This window comes from Paenibacillus sp. 7541 (assembly GCF_002276395.1).
Taxonomy (GTDB): Bacteria; Bacillota; Bacilli; order Paenibacillales; family Paenibacillaceae; genus Paenibacillus_AQ; species Paenibacillus_AQ campinasensis.
On record NZ_NQLZ01000026.1, the window covers coordinates 61,589 to 85,700 of the forward strand.

19 protein-coding genes are annotated in these 24,112 nt (G+C 53.1%); 14 read left to right on the top strand and 5 right to left on the bottom strand.

The genetic code is table 11. From position 1 onward, the window contains the following. Positions 1–180: 180 nt before the first annotated feature. The gene (locus tag CHH75_RS16305) at positions 181–1,809 is read right to left on the bottom strand and encodes a response regulator transcription factor (protein WP_095398680.1); all 1,629 of its coding nucleotides are present in this window, start codon (positions 1,807–1,809) and stop codon (positions 181–183) included. Further along, positions 1,787–3,640 (bottom strand): cache domain-containing sensor histidine kinase, encoded by a 1,854-nt coding sequence (locus CHH75_RS16310; protein WP_230875733.1) that lies wholly within the window; start codon positions 3,638–3,640, stop codon positions 1,787–1,789. Before CHH75_RS16310 ends, CHH75_RS16305 begins: the two co-directional genes overlap by 23 nt. Before the next feature lie 119 nt (positions 3,641–3,759). On the opposite strand from CHH75_RS16310, the gene CHH75_RS16315 reads away from it, so the two are divergent. The 6 genes from CHH75_RS16315 to CHH75_RS16340 all read left to right on the top strand — a co-directional run bounded on the left by CHH75_RS16315 (position 3,760) and on the right by CHH75_RS16340 (position 12,831). Beyond that, on the top strand, positions 3,760–4,641 hold the full coding sequence (locus CHH75_RS16315) for a carbohydrate ABC transporter permease (RefSeq protein WP_095266545.1): 882 nt from the start codon (positions 3,760–3,762) through the stop codon (positions 4,639–4,641). Then, a complete protein-coding gene (locus CHH75_RS16320; RefSeq protein ID WP_095266546.1) occupies positions 4,641–5,489 on the top strand; it encodes a carbohydrate ABC transporter permease in 849 nt (282 codons plus the stop codon). The genes CHH75_RS16315 and CHH75_RS16320 overlap by 1 nt, the downstream gene beginning before the upstream one ends. A gap of 70 nt (positions 5,490–5,559) precedes the next feature. Further along, positions 5,560–6,843 carry an ABC transporter substrate-binding protein gene (locus CHH75_RS16325; protein ID WP_095398681.1) on the top strand — a complete coding sequence of 428 codons (1,284 nt, stop codon included), beginning with the start codon at positions 5,560–5,562 and terminating at the stop codon, positions 6,841–6,843. A 245-nt stretch (positions 6,844–7,088) separates the two neighbouring features. Beyond that, positions 7,089–8,441: a GH1 family beta-glucosidase gene (locus CHH75_RS16330; RefSeq protein WP_095398682.1), complete on the top strand. Its 1,353-nt coding sequence runs from the start codon at positions 7,089–7,091 to the stop codon at positions 8,439–8,441. A 75-nt stretch (positions 8,442–8,516) separates the two neighbouring features. After that, entirely contained in the window at positions 8,517–10,544 is a 2,028-nt protein-coding gene (locus CHH75_RS16335; RefSeq protein ID WP_095266549.1) for a beta-galactosidase, read from the top strand. Between the two features lie 91 nt (positions 10,545–10,635). Then, positions 10,636–12,831: an alpha-galactosidase gene (locus CHH75_RS16340; RefSeq protein ID WP_095398683.1), complete on the top strand. Its 2,196-nt coding sequence runs from the start codon at positions 10,636–10,638 to the stop codon at positions 12,829–12,831. A gap of 123 nt (positions 12,832–12,954) precedes the next feature. Here the strand turns inward: CHH75_RS16340 and ymzB are convergent, their stop codons facing one another. Beyond that, on the bottom strand, positions 12,955–13,311 hold the full coding sequence (gene ymzB, locus CHH75_RS16345) for a protein YmzB (protein WP_095266551.1): 357 nt from the start codon (positions 13,309–13,311) through the stop codon (positions 12,955–12,957). A gap of 244 nt (positions 13,312–13,555) precedes the next feature. Further along, positions 13,556–13,738 (bottom strand): hypothetical protein, encoded by a 183-nt coding sequence (locus tag CHH75_RS16350; protein ID WP_095266552.1) that lies wholly within the window; start codon positions 13,736–13,738, stop codon positions 13,556–13,558. A gap of 120 nt (positions 13,739–13,858) precedes the next feature. Here CHH75_RS16350 and CHH75_RS16355 point away from each other — a divergent pair, with 120 nt between their 5' ends. From CHH75_RS16355 to CHH75_RS16390, 8 genes are all read left to right on the top strand, one after another. Continuing rightward, complete coding sequence (locus CHH75_RS16355; protein ID WP_095266553.1) at positions 13,859–14,659, top strand: sulfite exporter TauE/SafE family protein; 801 nt, start codon at positions 13,859–13,861, stop codon at positions 14,657–14,659. 57 nt (positions 14,660–14,716) lie between these two features. Further along, the gene (locus CHH75_RS16360; protein ID WP_095398684.1) at positions 14,717–15,625 is read left to right on the top strand and encodes an aldo/keto reductase; all 909 of its coding nucleotides are present in this window, start codon (positions 14,717–14,719) and stop codon (positions 15,623–15,625) included. A 42-nt stretch (positions 15,626–15,667) separates the two neighbouring features. Next, entirely contained in the window at positions 15,668–17,446 is a 1,779-nt protein-coding gene (locus tag CHH75_RS16365) for an ABC transporter ATP-binding protein (protein WP_425320449.1), read from the top strand. A gap of 344 nt (positions 17,447–17,790) precedes the next feature. Further along, the gene (locus CHH75_RS16370) at positions 17,791–18,663 is read left to right on the top strand and encodes an ABC transporter ATP-binding protein (RefSeq protein ID WP_095398711.1); all 873 of its coding nucleotides are present in this window, start codon (positions 17,791–17,793) and stop codon (positions 18,661–18,663) included. Continuing rightward, positions 18,656–20,866: a hypothetical protein gene (locus tag CHH75_RS16375; RefSeq protein WP_095398685.1), complete on the top strand. Its 2,211-nt coding sequence runs from the start codon at positions 18,656–18,658 to the stop codon at positions 20,864–20,866. Before CHH75_RS16370 ends, CHH75_RS16375 begins: the two co-directional genes overlap by 8 nt. 34 nt (positions 20,867–20,900) lie before the next feature. Next, positions 20,901–21,590 carry an RNA polymerase sigma factor gene (locus CHH75_RS16380; RefSeq protein ID WP_095398686.1) on the top strand — a complete coding sequence of 230 codons (690 nt, stop codon included), beginning with the start codon at positions 20,901–20,903 and terminating at the stop codon, positions 21,588–21,590. After that, positions 21,571–22,413: a hypothetical protein gene (locus CHH75_RS16385; RefSeq protein ID WP_095266557.1), complete on the top strand. Its 843-nt coding sequence runs from the start codon at positions 21,571–21,573 to the stop codon at positions 22,411–22,413. Before CHH75_RS16380 ends, CHH75_RS16385 begins: the two co-directional genes overlap by 20 nt. Further along, positions 22,406–23,263: an ATP-binding cassette domain-containing protein gene (locus tag CHH75_RS16390; protein ID WP_095266558.1), complete on the top strand. Its 858-nt coding sequence runs from the start codon at positions 22,406–22,408 to the stop codon at positions 23,261–23,263. Before CHH75_RS16385 ends, CHH75_RS16390 begins: the two co-directional genes overlap by 8 nt. 164 nt (positions 23,264–23,427) lie before the next feature. On the opposite strand, the gene CHH75_RS16395 is transcribed toward CHH75_RS16390, so the two are convergent. Beyond that, positions 23,428–24,081, bottom strand: coding sequence for an ATP-binding cassette domain-containing protein (locus CHH75_RS16395; RefSeq protein WP_095266559.1), 654 nt, complete (start codon positions 24,079–24,081; stop codon positions 23,428–23,430). Positions 24,082–24,112: the final 31 nt, after the last annotated feature.

Consider the following 24,112-nt stretch of genomic DNA (forward strand, 5'->3'; position numbering starts at 1 on the left):
GGAATAAACACGTTCAAGCGCAGCATGAATTATAAGCATGAAGCAAGCTGTGCTTGAAGACGATAACATCAAGGAGCTAAGCGGGAATGAGCCGCTTAGCTCCTTGGCTTTTTCCGAGTGATATCCGTTACAAGCTACAGATCAAGTCGGCTATTAGCAGATCAAGCCTGCCGTTTGCGATCAGGAATCCTTCTCATGCAGCTTCCGGAATTCGGTCGGAGATATGCCTTCCTGTTTTTTGAACACGAGGCTGAAATACTTCTCGTTCTTGAAGCCGACCATTTCCGAAATGGCGGCCATTTTCAGTCCGGGGTTCTGCAGCAGGATTTTGGCTTTGGATATACGAATGCGATTGATATATTCCGGAATGTTGATTTGGTGGCGCTGCTTGAATTTGCGCGATATGTATTCCCGGCTGACATGAAAGCGATTGGCGATGTCGTAGAGCGACACCTCGTTCTGATAGTTCTGTTCAATAAACTGTGTGATGTCATGGATCAGATCCTGTCCTTCATGCTTACGGGATTGCAGGGCGGCTGCCAGCCAGCCGATCGTCGTTTCCCAGTACTGCTGCCATTCGGCATAGGAGAACAGATGCTTGTCCGGGCTCGGTTTGGCGCTGGCTGCGCTTTCCTCCTTGTACTCCTGCAGAAGCGTTTCAGCCAAAGGGGAGGCAGCCTCATGGATAACCCGCAGCAGAAAGCGTTCAATATCACGATCATAACGCTCCAGCAGCTCTGGTGTAATGACGCCGTTCTTGCGCATGGCAGCGAGCCATTCCTCTACAGCTTCGGCGATCAGATTGGGCTGACCGCTCATGATGGCCAGCTTCCACCGGTCCTCATAGGCGCTGAATTGAAGCCCGTGATCTCCGCCCCTGACGCCGGAGACCTCCTCATGCAGGAACTGGTTAAGGACCGTCAGATCGCGTGAGCGAAGGCAGGAGAGACCGTGGTTAAACAGCTTGGGCATGTCTTCCGGATACAGCCCTGTCGGGCTGATCCCGAAATGCATGTAGCGGGACAATGTCCGGTGGATGCCGCTGTTGATCTCCTTCAGCCGGGTTGGAAACGTTGCGAGCTGATCCCACACCATAATGACGATGTTGCGCTGAGAGCTGAAATGACGGAAGGCGACGCCGATCCGGTCCTTCTGCATGAATTCGTTACATATGTTAAGCAGTGCAAACATCAGCAGATCCTGATGATTGCCAAAACGGTTATACAGCGCTTCATCAGAAGGGTCAACCTGCAGCACGGCCAGCCGGATGTCGGATACCGTATCCGGGATGATGCGCTCATCCTGCAGGCGTCTTGCGGCCTGGGTTTGGGAGAACGGCTCATCGATCAGGCTGGTCAGCAGCTTCTCCGAATAGACAGGCCGATATTCATTGACCTGAACATGCTGCTGGTGCATCGCCCGCCGCTCTTCATCCTCTGCCTTCCAGGCGGATATTGCTTTGCCTACAGCCGCATTGATGGCGGTCTCGTCCACCGGCTTCAGAATATAATCCGTCCCGCTGTACAGTATGGTGTTTCGTACAAATTCAAAATCATCATGACCGCTGATCACAATGAATTTGGTATCCGGATAATGGTTATGAATCCACTCCATCAGCTCCAGACCGTTCGTGAGCGGCATCAGCATGTCGAGCAGCACGAGGTTCGGACGATGCTGCTGGATAAGCTCAATGGCTTTCAGGCCGTTATCGGCTTCCTGAATGTCGGTAATTCCGTGTTCCTCCCAATGGACGAGCAGTCGGATCGCTTTCCGGACACGGCTCTCGTCATCTACGATCAACGCCTTCATCTTCTGCTTCACCTTCCACATTAATTGTCAGCACGACCCGGAAGCCGCGAGGCTGGACATTCTCCATGTTGAAGCTGGATTTGTCCCGATAATAGAGTCTCATTCGGGTCACGATGTTGATAAGCCCGATCCCGTGTTCGGCCGCATCGGCCTCGTCGCTGTCGGAGACCTCGAGCTGCTCCAAATCAAGCATCTCCAGCTGCTGTACCTGCTCTTTCAGCGTGGCAAGCTTGTCCTCGGAAATTCCGTTGCCGTTATCCTCTACAACAATCTGCACGACGTCTTCGGACAGCCGGCGGGTGCTGACGCTAATGTAGTTATCGTCAGCCATGCGGTTCATTCCATGCTTAAAATAATTTTCGACAAGCGGTTGAACGAGCATTTTGGGGATCAATATATCGACAGTAGACTCATCCACATCGTAACGGAAGTCGAAGAGATTCTCAAATCTCTCTTTTTGCAGCTCGACATAATCTTTGATATGATCCAGCTCGGTGCCAAGCTTTACAGGTTTGTCCGTATTGTACATGCTGTATCGCATCATCCGGGCAAGCGCCGAGATCAGGGAATAGATCCGCTTCATGTTGTGCTCAAGCGCGAGCGTCCCGATCGTTTGCAGGGCGTTGTTCAAGAAATGCGGATTGACCTGTGCCTGCAGCACGCGGAGCTGGTTTGTCCGATTGGCCAGCTTCAGCTTGTATTCCTGAAGAATGAGATTGTTGATCGTATCCATCATGCTGCCAAACCGGCGGTGAAGGATCCCGATTTCATCCTTGCGCGGCGAAGAAACATCGACCGTCATCCGGCCGCTCTTGACCTGGCTCATCACGCCGACAAGCTTGCGGATCGGCTCGGTAATGTGTATCGATATCCAGATTGTGGCCGCAATGATGACCAGCAAGGACACCGCGAGCAGCAAAATATTGATAAACGCTGCCTTGTCGGCACTGCTCAGAATATAGGAAGACGGGATTTCCTTGATCATTGTCCAGTCGGTTAGGCCTGTGCGGATGCTGTCATAAATATAAATGTTGTCGTCATGTTCAAAATATCCGGATTCTGTGCCGCTTTCCTGGATGAGGTTGTACCAGGCTTCCCGAGGTTTCTGGCTGATCAGGCTGCTGTTACCCGAATACATGACATAGCCGTCCTCATTGAGGATATAAAGCTGCTCATGGTCCGGCTGAAACAGCTGGCTGCTGATCCGGCTAATAAAGGACATGTCCAGATCGATCGCCAGAATGCCGAGCTGTTCGCTGGAGGGGATGCGCTGGATGACCCGGTACATCGTCATCACCTGCAAGCTGTCCGGGTAGGGATTGGATAATTGGAAACCATAGGTATGGACAGGACGGGGCGGCTCGATGTAGTAGTCCTTCCCGCTCAGATCAGGAATTTGGTCGTATAGGGCAGCATCGCTCATGCGGCGGGCGATGTCCTGGGCGAAGAGCGTCGCTTCCCGCTTTCCGTCCACGTAGAGGTACACCTGCTTGGAGCCGCTGATTGCATGGTTGATGGATTGCAGCGTTGCAGACTGGCGTCCGCTGGCATTGATATTTTCATGGCTGTAGTACAAGCTTATATAGAACTCCGGGTCGGAGTATACGGAGAGGGAGGTGCGGTTCATTTCCTCCAGATCGTTCTCCAGGTTCATGCGACCCTGGTACAACAGATTCATATTTTCAACAACGGCTCGCTCCTTGAGCGAGTTGGTGGTGATGACATAGCTGATAATCATCGAGATGGTCGTCGGCAGTATTGCAGCCAGGATCATCAAGGCAATAAGCTTGGTGCGTATGCTGTTCCATTTCAAGAGGCTGGTCCACTTCAAAGATTTCGCCCTCCGATCAATTTTCTATACCATTTAGTTCACATCCGATGGTAGTCCCTAGTCCCTAATATTAGCATAATTGAGTTATAGAGAAACAAAGGAGATTGGAGGGGGATTCGATGAAGAGAAAGACATCCGCTGCCCTCGCGCAGCAATTGGTATACGTTGGCCCCGCCCTGCTGTTTTTTGCCATTACGATCATTGTCCCTTTTGTGATGGGGATGTATTACTCCTTTACGGATTGGAACGGTGTTTCGGGTACAGTAACCTGGGTTGGCCTTGACAACTTCAAACAGATTTTCACAAATGACAGCGCTTTTGCCACCTCCTTCTGGTTTACGGTCAGATTTACAGTGGTCGGTGTCATCCTGACGAACTTGGCCGGATTTTTCCTTGCCTACTTTTTGACGAAAAATATTAAGGCGCGCAACTGGCTCCGTACGATCTTCTTTATGCCGAACGTGATCGGCGGCCTGCTGCTTGGATTTATCTGGCAGTTTATCTTCATCAAAGGTTTTGCAACGGTTGGAGAGGTGACAGGACTTGCCTTCTTCCAGCTGCCTTGGCTGGGCGACGAAGTAACCGGCTTCTGGGCGATCATCATGGTGTTTGTATGGCAGTCTGCCGGTTATCTGATGGTCATCTATATCGCCTCGATCAACAATGTGTCGAAGGATGTGCTTGAGGCGGCAGAGATTGACGGCGCAAGCCGGTTTCAGGTGCTGAAAAGCGTTATCGTGCCGCTGATTATGCCGGCCGTAACGATCTGCTTGTTCCTGGCCATTTCCTGGTCGTTCAAAATGTTTGACCTGAACCTGTCGCTGACGAAGGGCGGACCATACCGTTCCACAGAATCGCTGGCGATGAACGTGTACAATGAAGCGTTCCTGAACAACCGCTATGGGCTCGGAACGGCCAAAGCCTTAATATTCTTTGTCATCGTAGCCCTCATTACACTGCTTCAAGTACGGGCGACGAAGAAGAAGGAGGTCGAAGCCTAATGAACACCAAATTGAAGAAGAAGTCCTCCATGTCCATATCGGACATCATTACACAGGTGATTCTCGTTATTATTGCGATCATGTTTCTGTCGCCGTTCTACTTCCTGCTGGTCAACTCGGTGAAGTCGCTCGGAGACATTATGGTCAATGCGGCGGACTGGCCAAACCAGTTCAACTGGAGCAACTATGCGAGAGCGTGGGAGATGACTCGCTTCCCGGAGGCATTTACGAACTCGATTATCATTACGGTCATCAGCAATCTGCTTATTGCGCTTCTGAGCGCCATGGCCGCGTACCGGCTGGTGCGTTCCAACACGATGTTCAACCGCTTCGTATTTATGATGTTTGTATCTGCGATGGTTATTCCGTTTCAGTCGATCATGATCCCGCTGCTGAAAGTTGTTAGCTGGCTGGGTGTGAACAACAGCATGGTCGGTCTGATCCTTGCTTATATGGGACTCGGCATCCCGCTTTCGATCTTCCTGTTCCACGGTTTTGTCAAGTCGATTCCGATGGAGATTGAGGAAGCAGCCACGGTGGATGGCGCCAATTCCTACAGCGTGTTCACCCGCATCGTACTGCCGATGCTGAAGCCGATGATGGTTACAGTCATTATTCTGAACTGCCTGTGGATCTGGAACGACTACTTGCTGCCGTCCCTGATTCTGCAGAGCCCGCATCTGCGTACGATCCCGCTTGCTACGTTTGCCTTCTTCGGGCAATACTCCAAGCAATGGGACCTGGCGCTGCCGGCGCTCGTACTGGGCATATTGCCGATCATCATCTTCTTCCTGTCCCTGCAGCGCTATATTGTTGAAGGCGTTGCAGCCGGTTCCGTCAAGGGTTAACCTTGACGGAGCCCCATAACTTGGTTTCAATGAAACAACTCATAAATTCATTTTTCTAGGGGGTAACACCATGAAGAAATGGAAATTTTCACTGGTTATGCTGCTGGCGTTCTCACTCGTGCTTGCGGCATGCGGAGGTAATTCTGGGGGAGGCAGCGCAAGTGGCGGCTCCAATGATCAGGAAGTGAAGACGGTTACGATTTTCCAATTCAAAACGGAAATTGTAGATGGTCTGAATGAACTGAAGGTGGAGTTTGAGAAAGAATATCCAAACATCAAGCTTGATATTCAAACTGTAGGCGGCGGTGCTGATTACGGTGCAGCGCTGAAAACGAAATTCGCATCCAACGATGCGCCTGATATTTTCTCCAACGGCGGATATGCCGAGATGGACATGTGGTTTGACCGTCTGGAGGATCTCTCCGATCAGCCATGGGTATCGGATTTGGTGGAAATGGCCGCGAAACCGATGACTAAGGACGGCAAGGTATACGGTATGCCAATGAACCTCGAAGGTTGGGGCTATATTTACAATAAAGACCTGTTTGAGCAAGCCGGCATTACCGAAATGCCAAAAACGTACTCTCAGCTGGAAGAAGCATCGAAGAAGCTTGAAGCTATTGGTGTAATTCCATTTGCGAACGCTTACCAAGAATGGTGGCTGCTGGGCAACCAGGGCATCAACCCGGCATTTGATCTCCAAGAAGACCCGGATGCATTCATCCAGGGCTTGAACGATGGAACGGAAACGTTTGTGGGCAACAAGTACTTCGAAGAGTGGGCCAAGCTGATGCAGCTTACACTTGAATACGGTAACAAAAACCCGCTGACGACCGACTACAACACAGCGATCTCCTTGCTGGCTACAGAGCAAGCGGCCATGATGCAAAACGGAAACTGGGCTCAGACTGAAATTGATGCGATCAATCCGGACCTGAATCTTGGGTTCCTGCCGATGCCGCTTGGCGAGAATGCCGAGGAGAACGACGCCATTAACGTAGGGGTGCCTGCGAACCTGGTAGTCAACAAGGATTCCGACTCCAAAGAGGAAGCGAAGATCTTCCTGAACTGGCTTGTAACGTCCGATATCGGTCAAGAGTATATTGTGAAACACTTTAAATTCATCCCGTCCCTGACTTCTATTGAAGCGACACCGGAAGATATGGGAGATCTGGGTTCCTCGATTTATGATTTTGTACAGGCCGGCAAAGTGCTGGAGAAGCACTCCGCCAAGTTCCCTGACGGTGTAGCCCAGGAATTCGCGGGCTCGATGCAGGCATTCTTTGCAGGCAAGTCCGATGTGAACAAATTGCTTGAGGACATGCAGGCTTCTTGGGACAATCTGAAGAATTAACCCGTCGCCGATTGCTGGCAACGCGAAGAGCTATGTGATGAAGGCACGCCAGTCCCGTCTATCAACGTTCGGGGCGGCGTGCTTTTCCTATCATTTAGTATAAATTCGGTATGAGATCCAACGTGAGGGAAAGCGTTTCATCCATTGTCCTGGCTGTGATTTAATACTTTGCGAAAGGCCTCTTCCGAGCGTTACCATAATGATATATACTGGGCTAGTAAGCTTGAAAGGAGTCGGATAAATTTATGAGTATTCATATGTTTCCTTCTGATTTTAAGTGGGGAGTGGCCACGGCCGCGTATCAGATTGAAGGCGCTTATAATGAAGATGGACGGGGGATGTCCATCTGGGACACATTCGCTCACACGCCGGGCAAAGTGAAGAATGGCGATAACGGAAACGTCGCATGCGACAGTTATCACCGGGTAGAGGAAGATGTGCAGCTATTGAAGGATCTGGGCGTGAAGGTGTACCGCTTCTCGATCTCGTGGCCGCGCGTTCTTCCGCAGGGGACCGGAGAGGTGAATCGTGCCGGACTGGATTATTATCATCGGCTCGTGGACGAGCTGTTGGCTAACGGAATTGAGCCCTTCTGCACCCTGTACCACTGGGATCTTCCGCAAGAGCTTCAAGATCAGGGCGGATGGGGCAGCCGCATCACCATCGATGCATTTGCTGAGTACGCCGAATTGATGTTCAAGGAACTCGGTGGAAAAATCAAGCACTGGATAACCTTTAATGAGCCTTGGTGCATGGCGTTCCTGTCCAACTATCTGGGCGTGCATGCTCCGGGAAATAAAGATTTGCAGCTGGCTATCGACGTAAGCCATCATCTGCTGGTTGCGCATGGACGTGCTGTAACGCTCTTCCGCGAGCTGGGCATCTCAGGCGAGATCGGGATCGCACCGAACACTTCTTGGGCCGTTCCTTACCGACGCACCAAGGAGGATATGGAGGCTTGCCTGCGCGTGAACGGCTGGTCTGGCGACTGGTATCTGGACCCTATCTATTTCGGGGAATATCCGAAATTCATGCTGGATTGGTACGAGAATCTGGGTTACAAGCCGCCGGTTGTGGACGGCGATATGGAGCTGATTCACCAGCCGATTGATTTCATCGGCATCAACTACTATACCTCTTCCATGAATCGTTACAATCCTGGAGAAGCGGGCGGCATGCTTTCCAGCGAAGCGATCTCCATGGGCGCTCCGAAGACGGATATCGGCTGGGAAATCTATGCCGAGGGGCTGTACGATTTGCTCCGCTATACGGCGGACAAATACGGCAATCCGACGCTGTATATTACGGAGAACGGGGCTTGCTATAATGACGGTCTTTCCCTGGACGGGCGCATTCATGATCAGCGCCGGATTGATTACTTGGCGATGCACCTGATTCAGGCGAGCCGCGCGATTGAGGATGGAATCAATCTGAAGGGATATATGGAATGGTCCTTGATGGACAACTTTGAGTGGGCGGAAGGGTACGGCATGCGCTTCGGTCTGGTGCATGTCGATTATGACACGCTGGTCCGCACCCCGAAAGACAGCTTCTACTGGTACAAAGGCGTCATCTCAAGAGGCTGGCTTGATCTGTAACAGCTGAACATTGTGATTCATCTGCTCCGTGGTTATCTTCGGAGCAGTTTTTCTAAGAGATAAGGAGGCGCATTCATGATCAACGAGAAATTCCCGAAAATTTGGTACGGCGGCGACTACAACCCGGAGCAGTGGGACAAGGCGACGATGGAAGAAGATATGCGGATGTTCAATCTGGCCGGGATCGACGTGGCGACCGTCAACGTGTTCTCATGGGCGAAAATCCAGCGGGACGAAGTGAGCTATGATTTCACCTGGCTTGACGACATTATCGAGCGGTTGACCAAGGAAAATATCTATCTCTGTCTTGCAACAAGCACTGGAGCACATCCGGCATGGATGGCCAAGAAATATCCGGATGTTCTGCGTGTGGACTATGAAGGGCGCAAACGCAAATTCGGCGGACGTCACAATTCTTGCCCGAACAGCCCGACCTACCGCAAGTATGCCAAGATCCTAGCCGGAAAGCTGGCCGAACGTTACAAGGATCATCCGCAAATTGTGATGTGGCATGTGTCGAATGAATACGGCGGCTATTGTTACTGCGATAACTGTGAGAAGCAGTTCCGCGTATGGCTCAAGGAGCGCTACGGCACCCTGGAGGCGCTGAACAAGGCGTGGAACACTTCCTTCTGGAGCCATACGTTCTACGATTGGGACGAAATTGTGGCGCCGAACGCACTCAGCGAAGAGTGGAGCGGCAACCGCACGAACTTCCAGGGCATCTCGCTGGACTATCGCCGGTTCCAATCGGACAGCCTGCTGGAATGCTTCAAGATGGAGCGCGATGAATTGAAACGGTGGACGCCGGACATTCCGGTGACTACGAATTTGATGGGCTTTTATCCAGAGCTGGATTACTTCAAGTGGGCGAAAGAAATGGATGTTGTATCCTGGGACAACTACCCGTCGATGGACACCCCGTTCAGCTTCACAGCGATGGCTCATAACCTGATGCGGGGCCTCAAGAGCGGCCAGCCGTTCATGCTGATGGAGCAGACGCCGGGGGTTCAGAACTGGCAGCCGTACAACTCGGCGAAACGTCCGGGCGTGATGAGATTGTGGAGCTATCAGGCGGTTGCGCACGGAGCCGATACGGTGATGTTCTTCCAGCTGAGACGTTCTGTCGGAGCCTGCGAGAAATATCACGGCGCGGTCATTGAGCATGTCGGTCATGAGCATACGCGAGTGTTCCGGGAGTGCGCAGAGCTTGGCAAGGAGCTGCAGCAGCTTGGCGATACCATTCTGGATGCCCGTTCCGAAGCCAAGGTGGCCGTCATGTACGATTGGGAGAATCGCTGGGCTCTCGAGCTGTCGAGCGGGCCATCCATCGCCCTGAATTACGTGAATGAAGTGCATAAATACTATGATGCGCTGTACAAGCAGAACATCCAGACGGACATGATCAGCGTGGAGGAGGACCTCAGCAAATACAAGGTTGTCATCGCGCCGGTCATGTACATGGTGAAGCCCGGCTTTGCCGAGCGGGTCGAGCAGTTTGTGGCACAGGGCGGAACCTTTGTTACGACCTTCTTCAGCGGCATCGTGAACGAGAACGATCTGGTTACCTTGGGCGGCTACCCGGGTGAGCTTCGCAACGTGATGGGAATTTGGGCGGAAGAGATTGATGCGCTTCTGCCGGGACATCAGAATGAGATCGTATTAAGGCAGGACTGGGGAGGACTGCACGGCAGCTACTCCTGCGGCATTCTGTGTGATGTGATCCATGCGGAGACCGCCGAGGTGCTCGCCGAGTATGGCGCGGATTATTATAAGGGCACGCCGGTACTGACCCGAAACAAGTTCGGGAACGGGCAGTCGTATTATGTAGCCAGCAGTCCGGATGCCGATTTCCTGCAAGGCTTGATCGCCAATCTGTGCGAGGAGCAGGGCGTGAAGCCGCTGCTGAACACGCCGGATGGCGTTGAGGTCGCCGAGCGGGTGAAGAACGGAACCTCGTATCTGTTTGTGATGAACCACAATGCCGAGGAGATGACGTTTGATGCGGGAGCTTCCCGTCAGCGTGATCTGCTGACGGGCAAGACGATTTCCGGTCAAGCAACGATTCCGGCGCGAGGCGTGATGATTCTGGAGCGGGCTTAGATCGCTAGCGATTTGTACATATGGCGGATCAGGCACACATCCGTCCGGCCTCTGTCATAGCGCCGGACGGTCAACCGTAGGGGGACGACAAGTGAGCATACACTATCATAAGGAGCAGGGCATCTTTCATCTTCAGAGCCGCGAATCGAGCTATTGCATCGAGCTGGTGCGCGGCGCATACCCGGCTCATGTCTATTGGGGAAAGAAGATTCGCGACCGGCATATTGCGGGCATGCTGGAGCGCAGGGGGAGAGCATCGTTCTCTCCGACCCCGTTTCGGGATGACTTGTCATTCTCGTTTGATAGCTTGCCGCAGGAGTATCCGGGTTACGGGACAGGCGATTTTCGCCAGCCGGCATACGAGGTGCAGCTTACGAATGGCACTACCGTCGTTGAGGTGGAATATACCGGTCATCGAATCTACAGCGGCAAGCCGAAGCTGGAAGGGCTGCCTGCGGTGTATGTGGAGCAGGACGCGGAGGCCGATACGCTTGAGCTGGAGCTTCGTGACCGGATCAGCGGCTTGACGATCGTACTGACTTATACCGTGCTGCCTGATTATGATGCGATTGCGCGTTCCGTTTCCTTCCGGAATGAGGGCAAGGAGAGCATGACCATTTTACGGGCGATGAGCGCAAGCGTCGACTTTAGCCATAGCCGGTATGACCTGCTGCATCTGCATGGGGCTTGGGCCCGCGAGCGTCATGTGGAACGGAGGAAGCTCTCTCCCGGCATGCAGGGAATTGAAAGCCGCCGCGGTTCGAGCAGTCATATCCATAACCCGTTTCTGGCACTGCTGTCCGAGGATGCTGGTGAAGAGCATGGTGAAGTATACGGGTTCAGCCTGGTATATAGCGGCAGCTTCTCGGCACAGGTTGAGGTCGATCAGTACGCGACAGCACGCCTGAATCTCGGCATTAATCCATTTGACTTCTCCTGGCTGCTGGAGCCGGGCGAGTCGTTTCAGACACCGGAAGCGGTTATGGTGTTCTCGGCAGAGGGGCTCGGCGGAATGTCCAGACGCTATCACAAGCTGTACCGCACCCGCCTGTGCCGCGGTCAGTTCCGGGATGCCGTTCGTCCGGTGCTGGTGAACAACTGGGAAGCGACCTACTTCGATTTCACAGCGGACAAAATCGAGCACATCGCTAGGGAAGGCCGCGAGCTTGGCATCGAGCTGTTCGTGCTCGACGACGGCTGGTTCGGCAAGCGAAATGATGATACTACCTCGCTGGGTGACTGGGTGGTGGACCGGAACAAGCTTCCGGAAGGACTTGAAGATTTGGCAGAACGGGTGCGGGCGCTTGATATGCAATTCGGCCTCTGGTTTGAGCCGGAGATGATATCGCCAGAGAGCGAGCTGTACCGGCAGCATCCGGACTGGTGTCTGCATGTGCCTGACCGGCGAAGAACGGAGGGCCGGCAGCAGCTTATTCTGGATTTCTCGCGCGAGGAAGTGTGCGAGGCGGTGGCCGGCATGATTCGCAGCATATTGCAGAGCGCACCGATCACTTATGTGAAATGGGACATGAACCGGAACATGACGGAGATTGGCTCGGCTGCGCTGCCGCCGGAACGGCAGCGGGAGACTGCGCATCGTTACATGCTGGGGCTGTATCGGGTGCTGGAGCAATTAACGACCGAGTTCCCGCACATCCTGTTCGAGAGCTGCTCCGGCGGAGGCGGTCGTTATGACCCTGGGATGCTGTATTACATGCCTCAGACATGGACAAGCGACAATTCGGACGCGATCAGCCGTCTGAAGATCCAATACGGAACCAGTCTGGTGTACCCGCTCAGCACGATGGGGGCGCATGTGTCGGCGGTGCCGAATCACCAGGTGCACCGGAACACTTCACTTCGTGTCAGGGGACATGCGGCGATGTCGGGCAATTTTGGCTACGAGCTGGACTTGACGGCATTTACCGAGGAAGAGAAGGAAGAGGTTCGGGCACAGGTGAAGCTGTACAAGGACATCCGTCATCTGGTTCAATTCGGGGATTATTATCGTCTCCGCAGCCCGTTTGAGGGGAACGAAGCGGCGTGGACGGTCGTATCCGAGGATCGGTCCGAAGCGGTGCTGTATTATTTCCGCATCTTAGGGGAAGCGAATGAGCCGATTGTGCGCTTGCGGACGAGAGGTCTTGACCCGGAAGCCGACTATGAATGCCTCGAAGACGGTGCTGTGTATGGCGGAGATCGGCTGATGCATGCAGGAATGGTCATCCCGCCGATGCGGGGTGATTTCCAGAGCTTTGTATGGCGGTTCAAACGGGTATCGTCCTGATCGGCCTTGGAATGCTGGGTATATAGCAACATTAAAGACGGCGCAGCGGAGTGATCCGGGCGCCGTCTTTGCTGTGCCGTGTGGGGTTCGGGGTAATGCCGATCGCTTGATGTCCGCCGTCCCTCAGTGAAGATGCTGTGGTGAAGGAACGGTAATGGCGTAGGTTCCCCGCTCTGTGACCAAGGTGACCTGTCCGTCGTTTACCTTCGTTTCGGACAATCCGTCCAGTGCAATCGTAAAGCGCTTGTCCGGGAGCGGGGCTTCCTGTCCGTCAGTAATGACAATGCCATCTCCCTCCAGCAGAAGGGTGTCCATGTCGGCATAACCGTCGATGGAGGGGACTTGCCGGCGCTGTAGCTCGGCCCGCTTGAGATGCAGATTCACCTGGTCCCGGTCCTGTTCCTCCACCTTGGATATATGAAGGATTTGATTGCTGTTCGCGTTCAGCCATTCCGTTACGGCTTCCAGTGATGGATTCATCCTCTCTGATCCCTTCCTTCATGTTCATATGTGGCTCTGTGGCTCTTCCCTAGCTTACCCCGCTGTTCTTGTCCTTATTTCATGTCGGGTGATCCGGTAGCTTATCCGTGAGCGCTGCAGACAGAGAGCACAGTGAAACAGATGAATGTACATGAGGGCCCCGGGGATTTGGCGAAGGAAATGTATGGTATGATGGAAAGGATTGTTCTGTTTCGTCCGGTTATTGCACGATCTATAGGCAGGATTAGTCTTGTTCCTGGTCGGGGCGATATACAATGGTGACGCCAAGCTGAGTATAGGTTTCTTCGGTGTAGTGATGATCCGGGCAATGCTTGATCAGCGCCATGTCATCATGACGGGATATCAGCTTCTGTTCACATTCCGGACACCGGTCGGACATCCACTGTTTCAGTTTGCCAAATAACATTCGCTACACCTCTTTCTTTTCCGATCTAAATACTTGGAGTTTATTATAAACAATGTACGAGCTACAATCAATATGGATAAGCACGCGTGAATGATATTGTATGAACGGAGATCGATCATCTTGATACTGCAGCAGGTAGTAATGATCCTAATCGGCTTTGTGGGCTCTTTTTTCTCCGGCCTTCTCGGGATCGGCGGGGCCATTATCAACTTTCCCTTATTATTATATGTCCCGGAATGGTTCGGTTACCTGCCCTTCACCCCGAAGGAGGTAGCTTCCATCAGCATGGTGCAGGTGTTCTTCGCCTCGCTCACAGGGATGTTGACGAACCGGATCCGTGCCAGACAGCGGGAATCGCTGGTCCACACTAAACTGGTGTTCCATATGGGATCTGCCACTTTGGCCGGCAGCCTGATCGGCAGCTATGCATCGATGATGATGAGCAGCAGCCTCATCAATATCATATATGGCTTCCTTGCTGTCGTTGCGGCAGCGCTAATGATTGTTCCGATGCGGGCTTCTCTGGAGTCGCGGCGGGTGAACGAGGTGGAATACAATGCGTATCTCGCAGCGGGGATCGCCTTTGTCATCGGAGGCATAGCCGGTATCGTCGGTGCCGGCGGGGCGTTCATTCTCATCCCGGTCATGCTATCCATGCTGCGGATTCCGACCCGGATCACGATTGCCTCCTCGCTGGCGATCGTATTTCTGTCAGCGGTCGGCGGCGTCATCGGCAAGCTTGCAGGCGGCGATATTCCCCTCTGGCCGACCGTATTCGCGGTTGTCGGGAGCCTGCTCGGGGCGCCGGTTGGCATCCTGGTGAGCCGGAGGCTGAATGTGCGCGTATTGCGGTTTGCACTGGCAGTTCTGATTGCAGCTACCGCCTTCAAAATATGGGTGGACATTCTGGGGGAAATATAGGGTAAGAAGGCAAAGCTATTCATTTTATCGTCTAATCATTATCAGGAGGGATATGAGATGAAGAAAAATCGACTGGGTACTTCGGGACTGATCGTATCGGAGATTGGACTTGGCTGCATATCGCTTGGCACAGAGGAGGCTCCCGCAATTCGCTTGATACATGAAGCGCTGGATCAGGGCGTGAACCTGCTGGACACCGCGGATCTGTATGATGCCGGACGCAATGAGGAGATCGTAGGCAAGGCGCTGGAAGGGCGCCGCCGCGAGGACATCATTCTGGCGACCAAGGTGGGCAATCGCCGGATTCCGGGGCAGGAGGGCTGGGTGTGGGACCCGTCGCCGGACTACATCAAATCGGCGGTTAAAGAGAGCCTGCGCCGCCTGCGTACGGACTATATCGACCTGTATCAGCTTCACGGCGGAACGATCGATGACCCGATCGATGAAACGATTGGCGCGTTCGAGGATCTGAAGCGCGAGGGATGGATTCGCGAGTATGGCATTTCTTCCATTCGGCCGAATGTGATCCGGGAATTCGTGAAACGTTCGAACATCGTCAGTGTTATGACACAGTATAGTCCGCTGGACCGCCGGCCGGAGGAAGAGGTACTGGATCTGCTGGAGCAGAGTGGTATCTCCGCTATCGCCCGAGGGCCGGTAGCTCAAGGCATTTTGTCTGGAAAAGGAGAGAGCAAGGCGGAGAAGGGTTATCTCGGCTATGATCGGGACGAACTGCTTCGGATCCTGGACCAGCTTAAACAGCTGGATGCTGACGTGGATCTGACTCACCTGGGCATTCGCTACGCGCTGGCTCCGGCAGCGGTAGCCTGCACGATTCCAGGCGCAAGCTCGGCGGGGCAGCTGGCACATAATCTGGAGGCAGGCAAGCGTGAGCCGTTGTCCCCGCAGGTCATTCAGCGCATTCAGGCGATCACTCGGGCGAACAAGTACGAGCTGCACCGCTAAATAAATCACGCACAACATTAACAAGAAAGCAGGGCAGGAGTTATGGGGGAAACAACGTTGAATTCTGCTGCGAAGAACAAACAACGGAGCGGATTGCTCCGCCGGTTTGTCGAATTTTACAGGCCGCATAAAAAGCTGTTCACGCTCGACTTTACCTGTGCGGTCGTTGCCGGCGTGCTGGAGCTGGCTTTCCCGCTGGCCGTGCAGTGGGTCGTTGATTCACTGCTGCCGTCGCGGGAGTGGGGCACGATTGCCGCAGCTGGCGCCGGGCTGCTGGCCCTATACCTCGTCTGCATGGGGCTGAACTTTGTGGTCAGCTACTTCGGCCACAAGCTCGGCATTAACATTGAAACAGATATGCGCCAGAAGGCGTTCAACCATGTGCAGCGCCAATCCTTTCGCTATTTTGACAACACGAAGACCGGGCATGTCATGTCACGGATGACCAACGATCTGTTTGATATCGGGGAGCTGGCTCACCACGGGCCGGAGGATTTCTTTATTGCAATGATGACATTTGTGGGCGCCTTCGGCATTATGTGGACCGTCAACTGGGAGCTGGCGCTTATCACCTTTACGGTGGTGCCGTTTATCGTATGGCTGATCGTCATTTTCAACAAAAAGCTGCATAAGGCCAACAGCGAGATGTTCTCCAACATCGCCGATCTGAATGCCAGAGTGGAGGACACGATTTCCGGAATTCGCGTGGTGAAGTCGTTTGCTAACGAGGAGTTCGAAATCGAGCGTTTCCGTAAGAATAACGCAGCCTTCCGTTATGCGAAGCTGAAATCGTACCTGGCCATGTCCTTTAGTGTGTCGGGCATGTACATGCTGACCCGGCTCATTTCGCTGATCGTCCTGATCAGCGGGGCCTGGTTTGCGTTTCAAGGCACGCTCTCGTACGGGGAGCTGGTTGCTTTTCTGCTGTATGTGAATATTTTTCTGAAACCCATTGATAAAATCAATGCGCTGATGGAAAGCTATCCGAAAGGGATGGCAGGCTTTAAACGCTTCTGCGATCTGCTGGACCGTGAGCCTGAAATCCGGGATCGCGAAGGGGCCCGAGCAGTTTCGGGCCTGCAAGGGAATATTGAGTTTCATCATGTCACCTTCGGCTATGAACCCGAGCGTCCGGTCTTGAGAAATTTGAATCTCCGGGTGAAGGCCGGGGAGACGATTGCGCTTGTCGGCCCTTCGGGAGCCGGGAAATCGACGATTTGCAGCCTAATTCCTCGTTTCTACGATATCCAGGGCGGGGCGATTACGATTGACGGGCTGGATATTCGGGATATGACCCAGCAATCGCTGCGGTCGCATATCGGGGTCGTGCAGCAGGACGTGTTCCTCTTTGGCGGGACGATCAGGGAAAATATTGAATACGGCCGGCTCGGCGCGTCGGAGGCGGACATCATGGATGCCGTTAGGCGCGCACATCTGGAACAGCTGATTGAGTCCCTGCCCGAAGGGCTGGATACCGTGATCGGTGAACGAGGGTTGAAGCTGTCCGGAGGGCAGCGGCAGCGGCTGGCGATTGCCCGCATGTTCCTCAAAAATCCACCGATACTTATTCTCGATGAAGCTACGTCTGCCCTTGATACGGAGACGGAAGCGATCATCCAGCAGTCGCTGGAGGAGCTGGCTGTCAATCGGACGACACTGGTCATTGCCCATCGGCTGGCAACCATCCGCGGGGCGGACCGAATTCTGGTCGTTACGGACGAAGGCATCGCAGAGGAAGGCAAGCATGAGGAGCTGCTTCAGAAGAACGGCGCTTACGCAAGACTGCACCGCGCCCAGTTCGGGTCTGAGGCGGTTCGGTAATGGGATGAATTAGGTGAGAACATGAAAGATTGATTCACTGAATGCTTCATGGCATGAAAAGTCATGTCATAGAAGGTTTGCTCCATCTCACTCCAGGATGGCATCATCCTTGGTTAAATATACCGCTGCGCCCGCATCCCGTTGCCGGATGACGGGCGCTGTTCATAACCTGGCCTTTGCGATGGGTCCCCCTCATTCCCCGAGAGCGGCATACATTGCGGGAGTCAGCACGGATTTCTGTTAGGAGTCTTTTTCACAGGAAAAACTTTTTATTAGGGTGGATCGTTACCATGAAGAGAGCCGATGAGAGGCATCGTTTATATGGAAGGCTGAAAGGGAGTAGCATGATCACGATTGAACATTTGTCCAAAACGTACCGCAAAGGTGTATGGGCATTGCTGGATATTTCATTACAACTGAATAAAGGGATGACCGGGCTGCTAGGCCCGAACGGAGCTGGCAAGACCACGCTAATGCGAATTCTGGCCACGCTTCAGGAGCCGACCTCGGGACAGGTGTCCGTCAACGGCATTCCGCTGAGTCGTTCCGAGGAAATACGGAGTATGATCGGCTATTTGCCGCAGCAGTTCCGGATTTATCCCCAGGTGACCGGCAGGGACTTCCTCGATTACGTGGCGACGATGAAAGGGATGAAGGATGCCAGCCGTCGCCGGAAGGAAATATCGGAGCTGCTGGACCTGGTGAATATGCAGGATAAGGCGGACAAGAAGGTGCGGACTTATTCCAGCGGCATGAAGCAGCGGATCGGCATCGCCCAGGCACTGCTCGGTGGTCCGGAAATTCTGATCGTGGATGAGCCGACGGCGGGGCTCGATCCGCAGGAACGGGTGCGCTTTCGCAACATGCTGACCCGGTTCAGCATAAACCGGACGGTGCTGCTGTCGACTCATATCGTGGCTGATATCGAGAGCAACTGCCGGCGAATCGCGGTTATGGACAAGGGAAGGCTTGTGATGACGGGCAGTCTGGAAGAGCTGCAGCAGCGGGGTGCAGGGCTAATCTGGGAAGCGGTGCTGGACCAGCGGATGTTCGCGCAGGCCGATCCGAGGTTGATCATCTCCTCCAAAGCGACAGCCGAAGGCATGCTCTGCCGCATGATTGCCCCGGAGCGGCCGCTTCCGGATGCGGTTCCGGTTCATGATCCGTCCCTGGAGGAAGGATATCTGGCTTTGCTGCGGGGGGCTGCCTATGCATAGATGGCTGAGACATTGCCTGCTGGAGTTCAGGCTGCTCCTAGGAAATCCGCTGTTTGCCGCGCTGCCGATCGTATATGGCGTCATCTATTTGATTACGTTGAAAGCCGGCATGACCGACGAAATCAACACGATATACAGGTTGACCATTCTTTATCATAGCATTGGTCATATGCTGTCTCTTGGTGTGGCGATGCTTGTCGGAATTTTATTAATCCGGAGGGATGTAAGGCGGCCAGCCTTCGAATGGTACCGGAGCCTCCCGCTCTCTTATGAGCTGCAGCTGTCTGCCAAATATGCTGTCGGCATGCTGTATTTATCATTCTTCACGTTGAGTACGGCTGTCATCTTTTATGTCATCTCGGTCGGTTCCGGTATTCCGGGGCATATCGCTTATGATAGAACGATGGACTTTGCCGTTCAATATGAGGTGTCCTATCTGGTAACGCTGGCACTGGCGATGCTGCTTGGTGTATCGATACCGAATCGCGTCGTGTATTTGATCGGTTTTTGTGCGTGGATGTTTGGCACACTGTTTATGGATATTTTTCTGATTAGCAGTTCGGGGCTATGGTTTTTACAGACCTTCCACCTCAGTCAATTTTTCATAGAGGGAAGGCTCCTGGAATTCGAAAACTGGGGATATGATCTGCTGCGGCCGGAGATGCTGCTGTCGAGAATGTTTGTTCTGGCATTCACCCTACTGTTGCTGTCGGTTGTCATCCTGATCCTGAACCGTCTGCGTCCGACGATGAACGTTCGGCGAAGCTGGCTGGTCGTCATCGTCTGCGGGGTACTGGCTGTGGTAGCCTTCGTTCCCTATGGGGCTATGTGGCAGGATCGCTATGCGGAGCGGGAGCGATATACGCTTGGTGTGGATGTCCCAACCACGGATGAGGTGATCTGGGATAACAGAAACCCTGAGGCGGTCGGGTTCTTCTCCATCCCTTCGTATGATATCGAGCTCAGGCGGCTGTCCGATGATACGCTGAATGCGAAGGTGACGTTGACCGTGCCTGCGGAGGCTTGGGAGGGAAGCCGTTATGTTCCGCTGACGTTAAACCGAAATCTTGAAATCCAGGAAGTCCGGGTTCAGGGCAAGGAGGCTTTCTTCAGAAGAACGGGGGAGCATATTTCGTTAGCTCTGCCTGCCGGTGTTCAAGGAGATCTATCGATTGAGATCAGGTACAGCGGTAAGTTTCTATATAATCCGGTCCTTTCGCCATCACGGTCGATGTTCAGTCAGGGAACGGAAGTGAATCTGCCAAACTATGCCGCCTGGTATCCGTTGCCCGGACACCAGCCAATCTATATTGCCTATGGCCCGAATGACGTTAACTTCGGTGCTGTATACACAACGTCTGGATTGTTATATCCGGACAGCCAAGTGGAATTGACACTGCAAGGCTATTCTGTCCCGGTGTATACGGGGCTGAAGGAAATGAGCAGACAGCCGGGGATCCAGACGTATTCGGGGAATACGAGAAATGGTGTTTACTTGTTAGCTGGCGCCGACTGGATGGAGATGAAGATCGACGATTTGCCGGTTACTTTAGTTACAACACCGTATAGATACAATGATGCCCGGCCTTATCTGAAGATGTTCAAGCAGAAGTATGATTATTTTTCCAGCTGGATTCCAGAGTTGAGATACGATATCGACACGATTGTGTTAGTGGATCATAACCCGGTAGCCTATACTAATTATTCCGTTGTCAATCAAATGATTCTATCCCCCAGAGATTACATGTCTTATGCAAAAAGCCACCTCCCGGCAGACTGGATGAGCAACTGGCTGTTCGGTGATCGGCTTCTGTATTACCCTGATTGGCCTGAGGGGGATGTCATCCTCAAAATAAGAAGCTTGTTCTGGTACATGTACTACCGGGAAGTGGAAGGCTTAACCGATGAGGATTTGAAGAGGGGCTATTTCGGGACGACGGTGCTGTTGGATGAGCTGTTCTATAGTGATGAGGAATACCACCCCAACCAGGTCGGGTTGGAGATACTCAAGATGGTATCGAAGGCGGTTGATGAAGGCCGCGGCGATCAAGTAAAACGTTTATTGGTATATTTCTACGAGCAGGAAGAGCTATTATCGGACCTGAACGGTTATCTGAATGGTTATTCGGGGCCGGAGCAGCCGATCATTCCGTACAGTGAGTGGCTGCGTCAATGGGAGCTCGTTGTAGAGGATGGAGCATGAACGGCATCTGCACAAATAGAAGGGTGGGGAGCACATGATTTCCGATCAGCAGTTGTCAGAACGAATGGCAGCCGGTGACCAGGAGGCTTTCGAGATGCTGGTAACAAGATACCATGGACCGCTGCTCAGCTATACGTCCAGACAGCTTGCGGATCGGCAGAAGGCGCAGGATATTGTTCAGGAAACCTTTATCCGCCTGATCCGCCATCTGAGGCAGCATGGCGCCTTGGAGCATGTCCGCCCTTGGTTGTACCGCGTTGCGCTGAATATGTGCAAGGATTATTGGAAGAGTGCGGCTTACCGGACGGAGGGGCTTGCAGGAGAAGAGTTGCCCGAGACAACCGATCCCTCGCCCGGAGCAGAAGAACTGATGGAGAGGCGGGAGACGTCGAGAGAGATTGCTCAATACTTGGAGACACTGCCGGAAGTGCAGCAGGAGATCATCTCCCTGCGATTCTTTCACGAGCTGAAGCTGCAGGAGATTGCGGATATGGTCCAGCTGCCGCTGAGCACGGTAAAGACCCATCTGTACAACGGATTGAGGAAGCTGAAAAAAACTATGTCATCCGCGTCTGACCTGGTGTCAGGTGATCACAGGACGGGCGGAAGTCCGCCTGCTCTTGAACGAAGCAGTGATCGTGGTACAGGGCCTGGCCAAGAAACCGACCAGAAACAGAAAGCTACAGAAAGAGAGGTGTTCGTCCATGGATCGTCCAACCGATAACGAATTGAGAAGTCTGGAAGCCGAGATGCGCGGCCCGCTGAGAAGGGCGCTTCTTCCGCCGCCTTCTGAGGGGGAGACGCAGCAGTTGATTGCTGCGCTGCAAGGCGAGTTCGATCTGCTGAAGATCGAGCCGCAGTCGCCCAAGCTGGACTTTAATCCGCAGGTGGAGCCGCCGTCGCTGAAGCAGATTTTGCGCAGCCAGCTTCGTCTGAATCAACGTTCGATATTGCTGGCAGGCGGAGCGGTATTTTTCATGTTGGTGCTGTTGATCAATCCGGAGTACCCTCTCGATGATTTAGGCGGGTTGCCCGGGGGGATCTTCCCGCTGATCACGCCATTGCTGCTCATTGTGTCGATGCTGTTTAGCAGCCGCACATGGGATAAAGGAATGAGAGCGATTGAGACGATCACGCCGTATCCGCCGGCGCTTGTACTTTACACCCGCCTGCTTCTGGTGACGGGCATCGTGGTAGGGATGGCTTTTGTCAGCTCGCTCATATTGGAGATCCGTGCGCTCCGGGTGGAGTCCTCGTATTTTAATTTCGGGCCGTTCACGATGGAATGGATGGGCGTGCTGCTGGTGACCGGCGGGGTAGCCATGTATATGCTGTTCCGCAAAGGCATGATCGCTTCGCTCATTTCCGCCCTGCTTGTGTATGCATTGTGGATTGTGCTTCAGACTTCACTGCTCGATTACGGTATTACGACGAATAAAAAGATGGCGGCGGATTTCTCGATGCTGCTAATCGGCTTGGGATTGGTCATATCCTCTTATGGCCGCAGCCGCAAGCTAAAGAGCACCTGGAGAGCGCAGCATGATTGAACTTAGCGGGATAGAGCGCCAGGCCGGCACGTACCGGCTGGAAATCGAGCAGGCAAGGCTGACGAGGGGCTTGAACCTGATCGTGGGGGCGAACGGGGCAGGCAAAACGACATTGATTGAATTATTGACCACGCTGCAGGCGCCGGATCGGGGGCAGATTCTGTACAGCGGCCGGGAGGCGTCGGATCATCTGCCCTTGATATGCAGTCAGATCGGGTATGTACCGGCAGAGATTGAGCTGTACGGGGAGATGAAGGTGGTCCGGCTGCTGAAATATATGGCGGAGCTGAAGGGGGTATATCACTCGGATGCGATTGACCGTCTGATGCATGAGTTTCGGCTGGAGCCGTTTAAGCGCAGTAAAATCAAGCATCTGTCCCAGGGTGTGCAGCGCCGGATCGCTGTGGTGCAGGCGCTGCTGGCCTCGCCGCTGTTCCTGTTCCTGGATGAACCGCTCAACGGGATGGATGCGGAGGAACGCAAATTTCTGATCACGTATCTCACGCAGTATGCGAGAACGCGAATGGTCGTTGTGGCCGCCCACGAGCTGAATGAGTGGGAGGATGCGGCGGATCATATCATCTGGATTCACCGCGGGCGCATCCGGTATAACGGATCGCCGGAGAACTGGAAGCTGGGCGTGTCTTCCCGTGTATGGGAAGGGGAGGTTCTGCTGGATCAGTTTGAGAACATTCCGCAGGAGAAGCTCATTCATTTTCGAATGAAGGAACATACGATGCGGGTCCGGATGATGGGGATGCAGCCGCCCCTGCCGGGGTTCAAGGAGATGGAACCGACGCTGGAAGATACCTTTTTTCTTCATATGGATGCGTTGGCTCGTCGGGGGTAAGCTAGGGGCCCCTGGTCAAAATTGAAGATTTATAGCAAGAAAAATTAAACAACCTAAGTCCCCGTTGTATACCGACTTAGGTTGCTTAATTTTATCTTTTTTATTACTGTCCACTTAGGAGGGGCAGTTAAATCCTGAGAGTACGATATCTACTCTTTTTACAATTACACTTTCGCCATTGTATTAACCGGCACTAGCTTGTGGCTGCGAATCTGATAAACCTGATCACATAATAACTCGATATCTTCTTCATTGTGGCTGGTTAAAATAATGGTTCTGCCTTCCTGTTTGTACTTTATAAGCAGTTCCCGAAGCACCTTTACACTATCCACATCCATTGCATTAAAGGGCTCATCCAAGATAAGTACTTGTTGATTTTCCATAATAGCTTGAGCAAAGGCAATTTTCTGTTTCATTCCGAGAGAATAGCTTTTCATCTTCTGGCGGGCATCAGGATCCAATCCAACGACACGCATAGTGCGCTTGATATCCTCGTCCTTAATCTGGTTACGAATCTCGGCCCATCGTTTCAAATTTTCAAAGCCAGTCAGACCTGCGGCGTAGCCGGGGCGATCAATAATAATGCCGAAGTTTTGTGGGAAATCGGCTCTTCTGCTACGATAGCTTGGGTGTATAATGATGTCGCCTTGATCCGGTTTTATAAATCCGCATATTAATTTGAATAATACCGACTTACCGGAACCATTGGGTCCGAGAATCCCATAGATGTTCCCTTGCTCAAATACGGCATTAGCCTGGTTAAATATTTGTATTCCCTTGAATGACTTGCTTACATTGACGACTTCAATGAGTTTCATCTTGTCATCCTCCCATCTCTAACATTAGGTC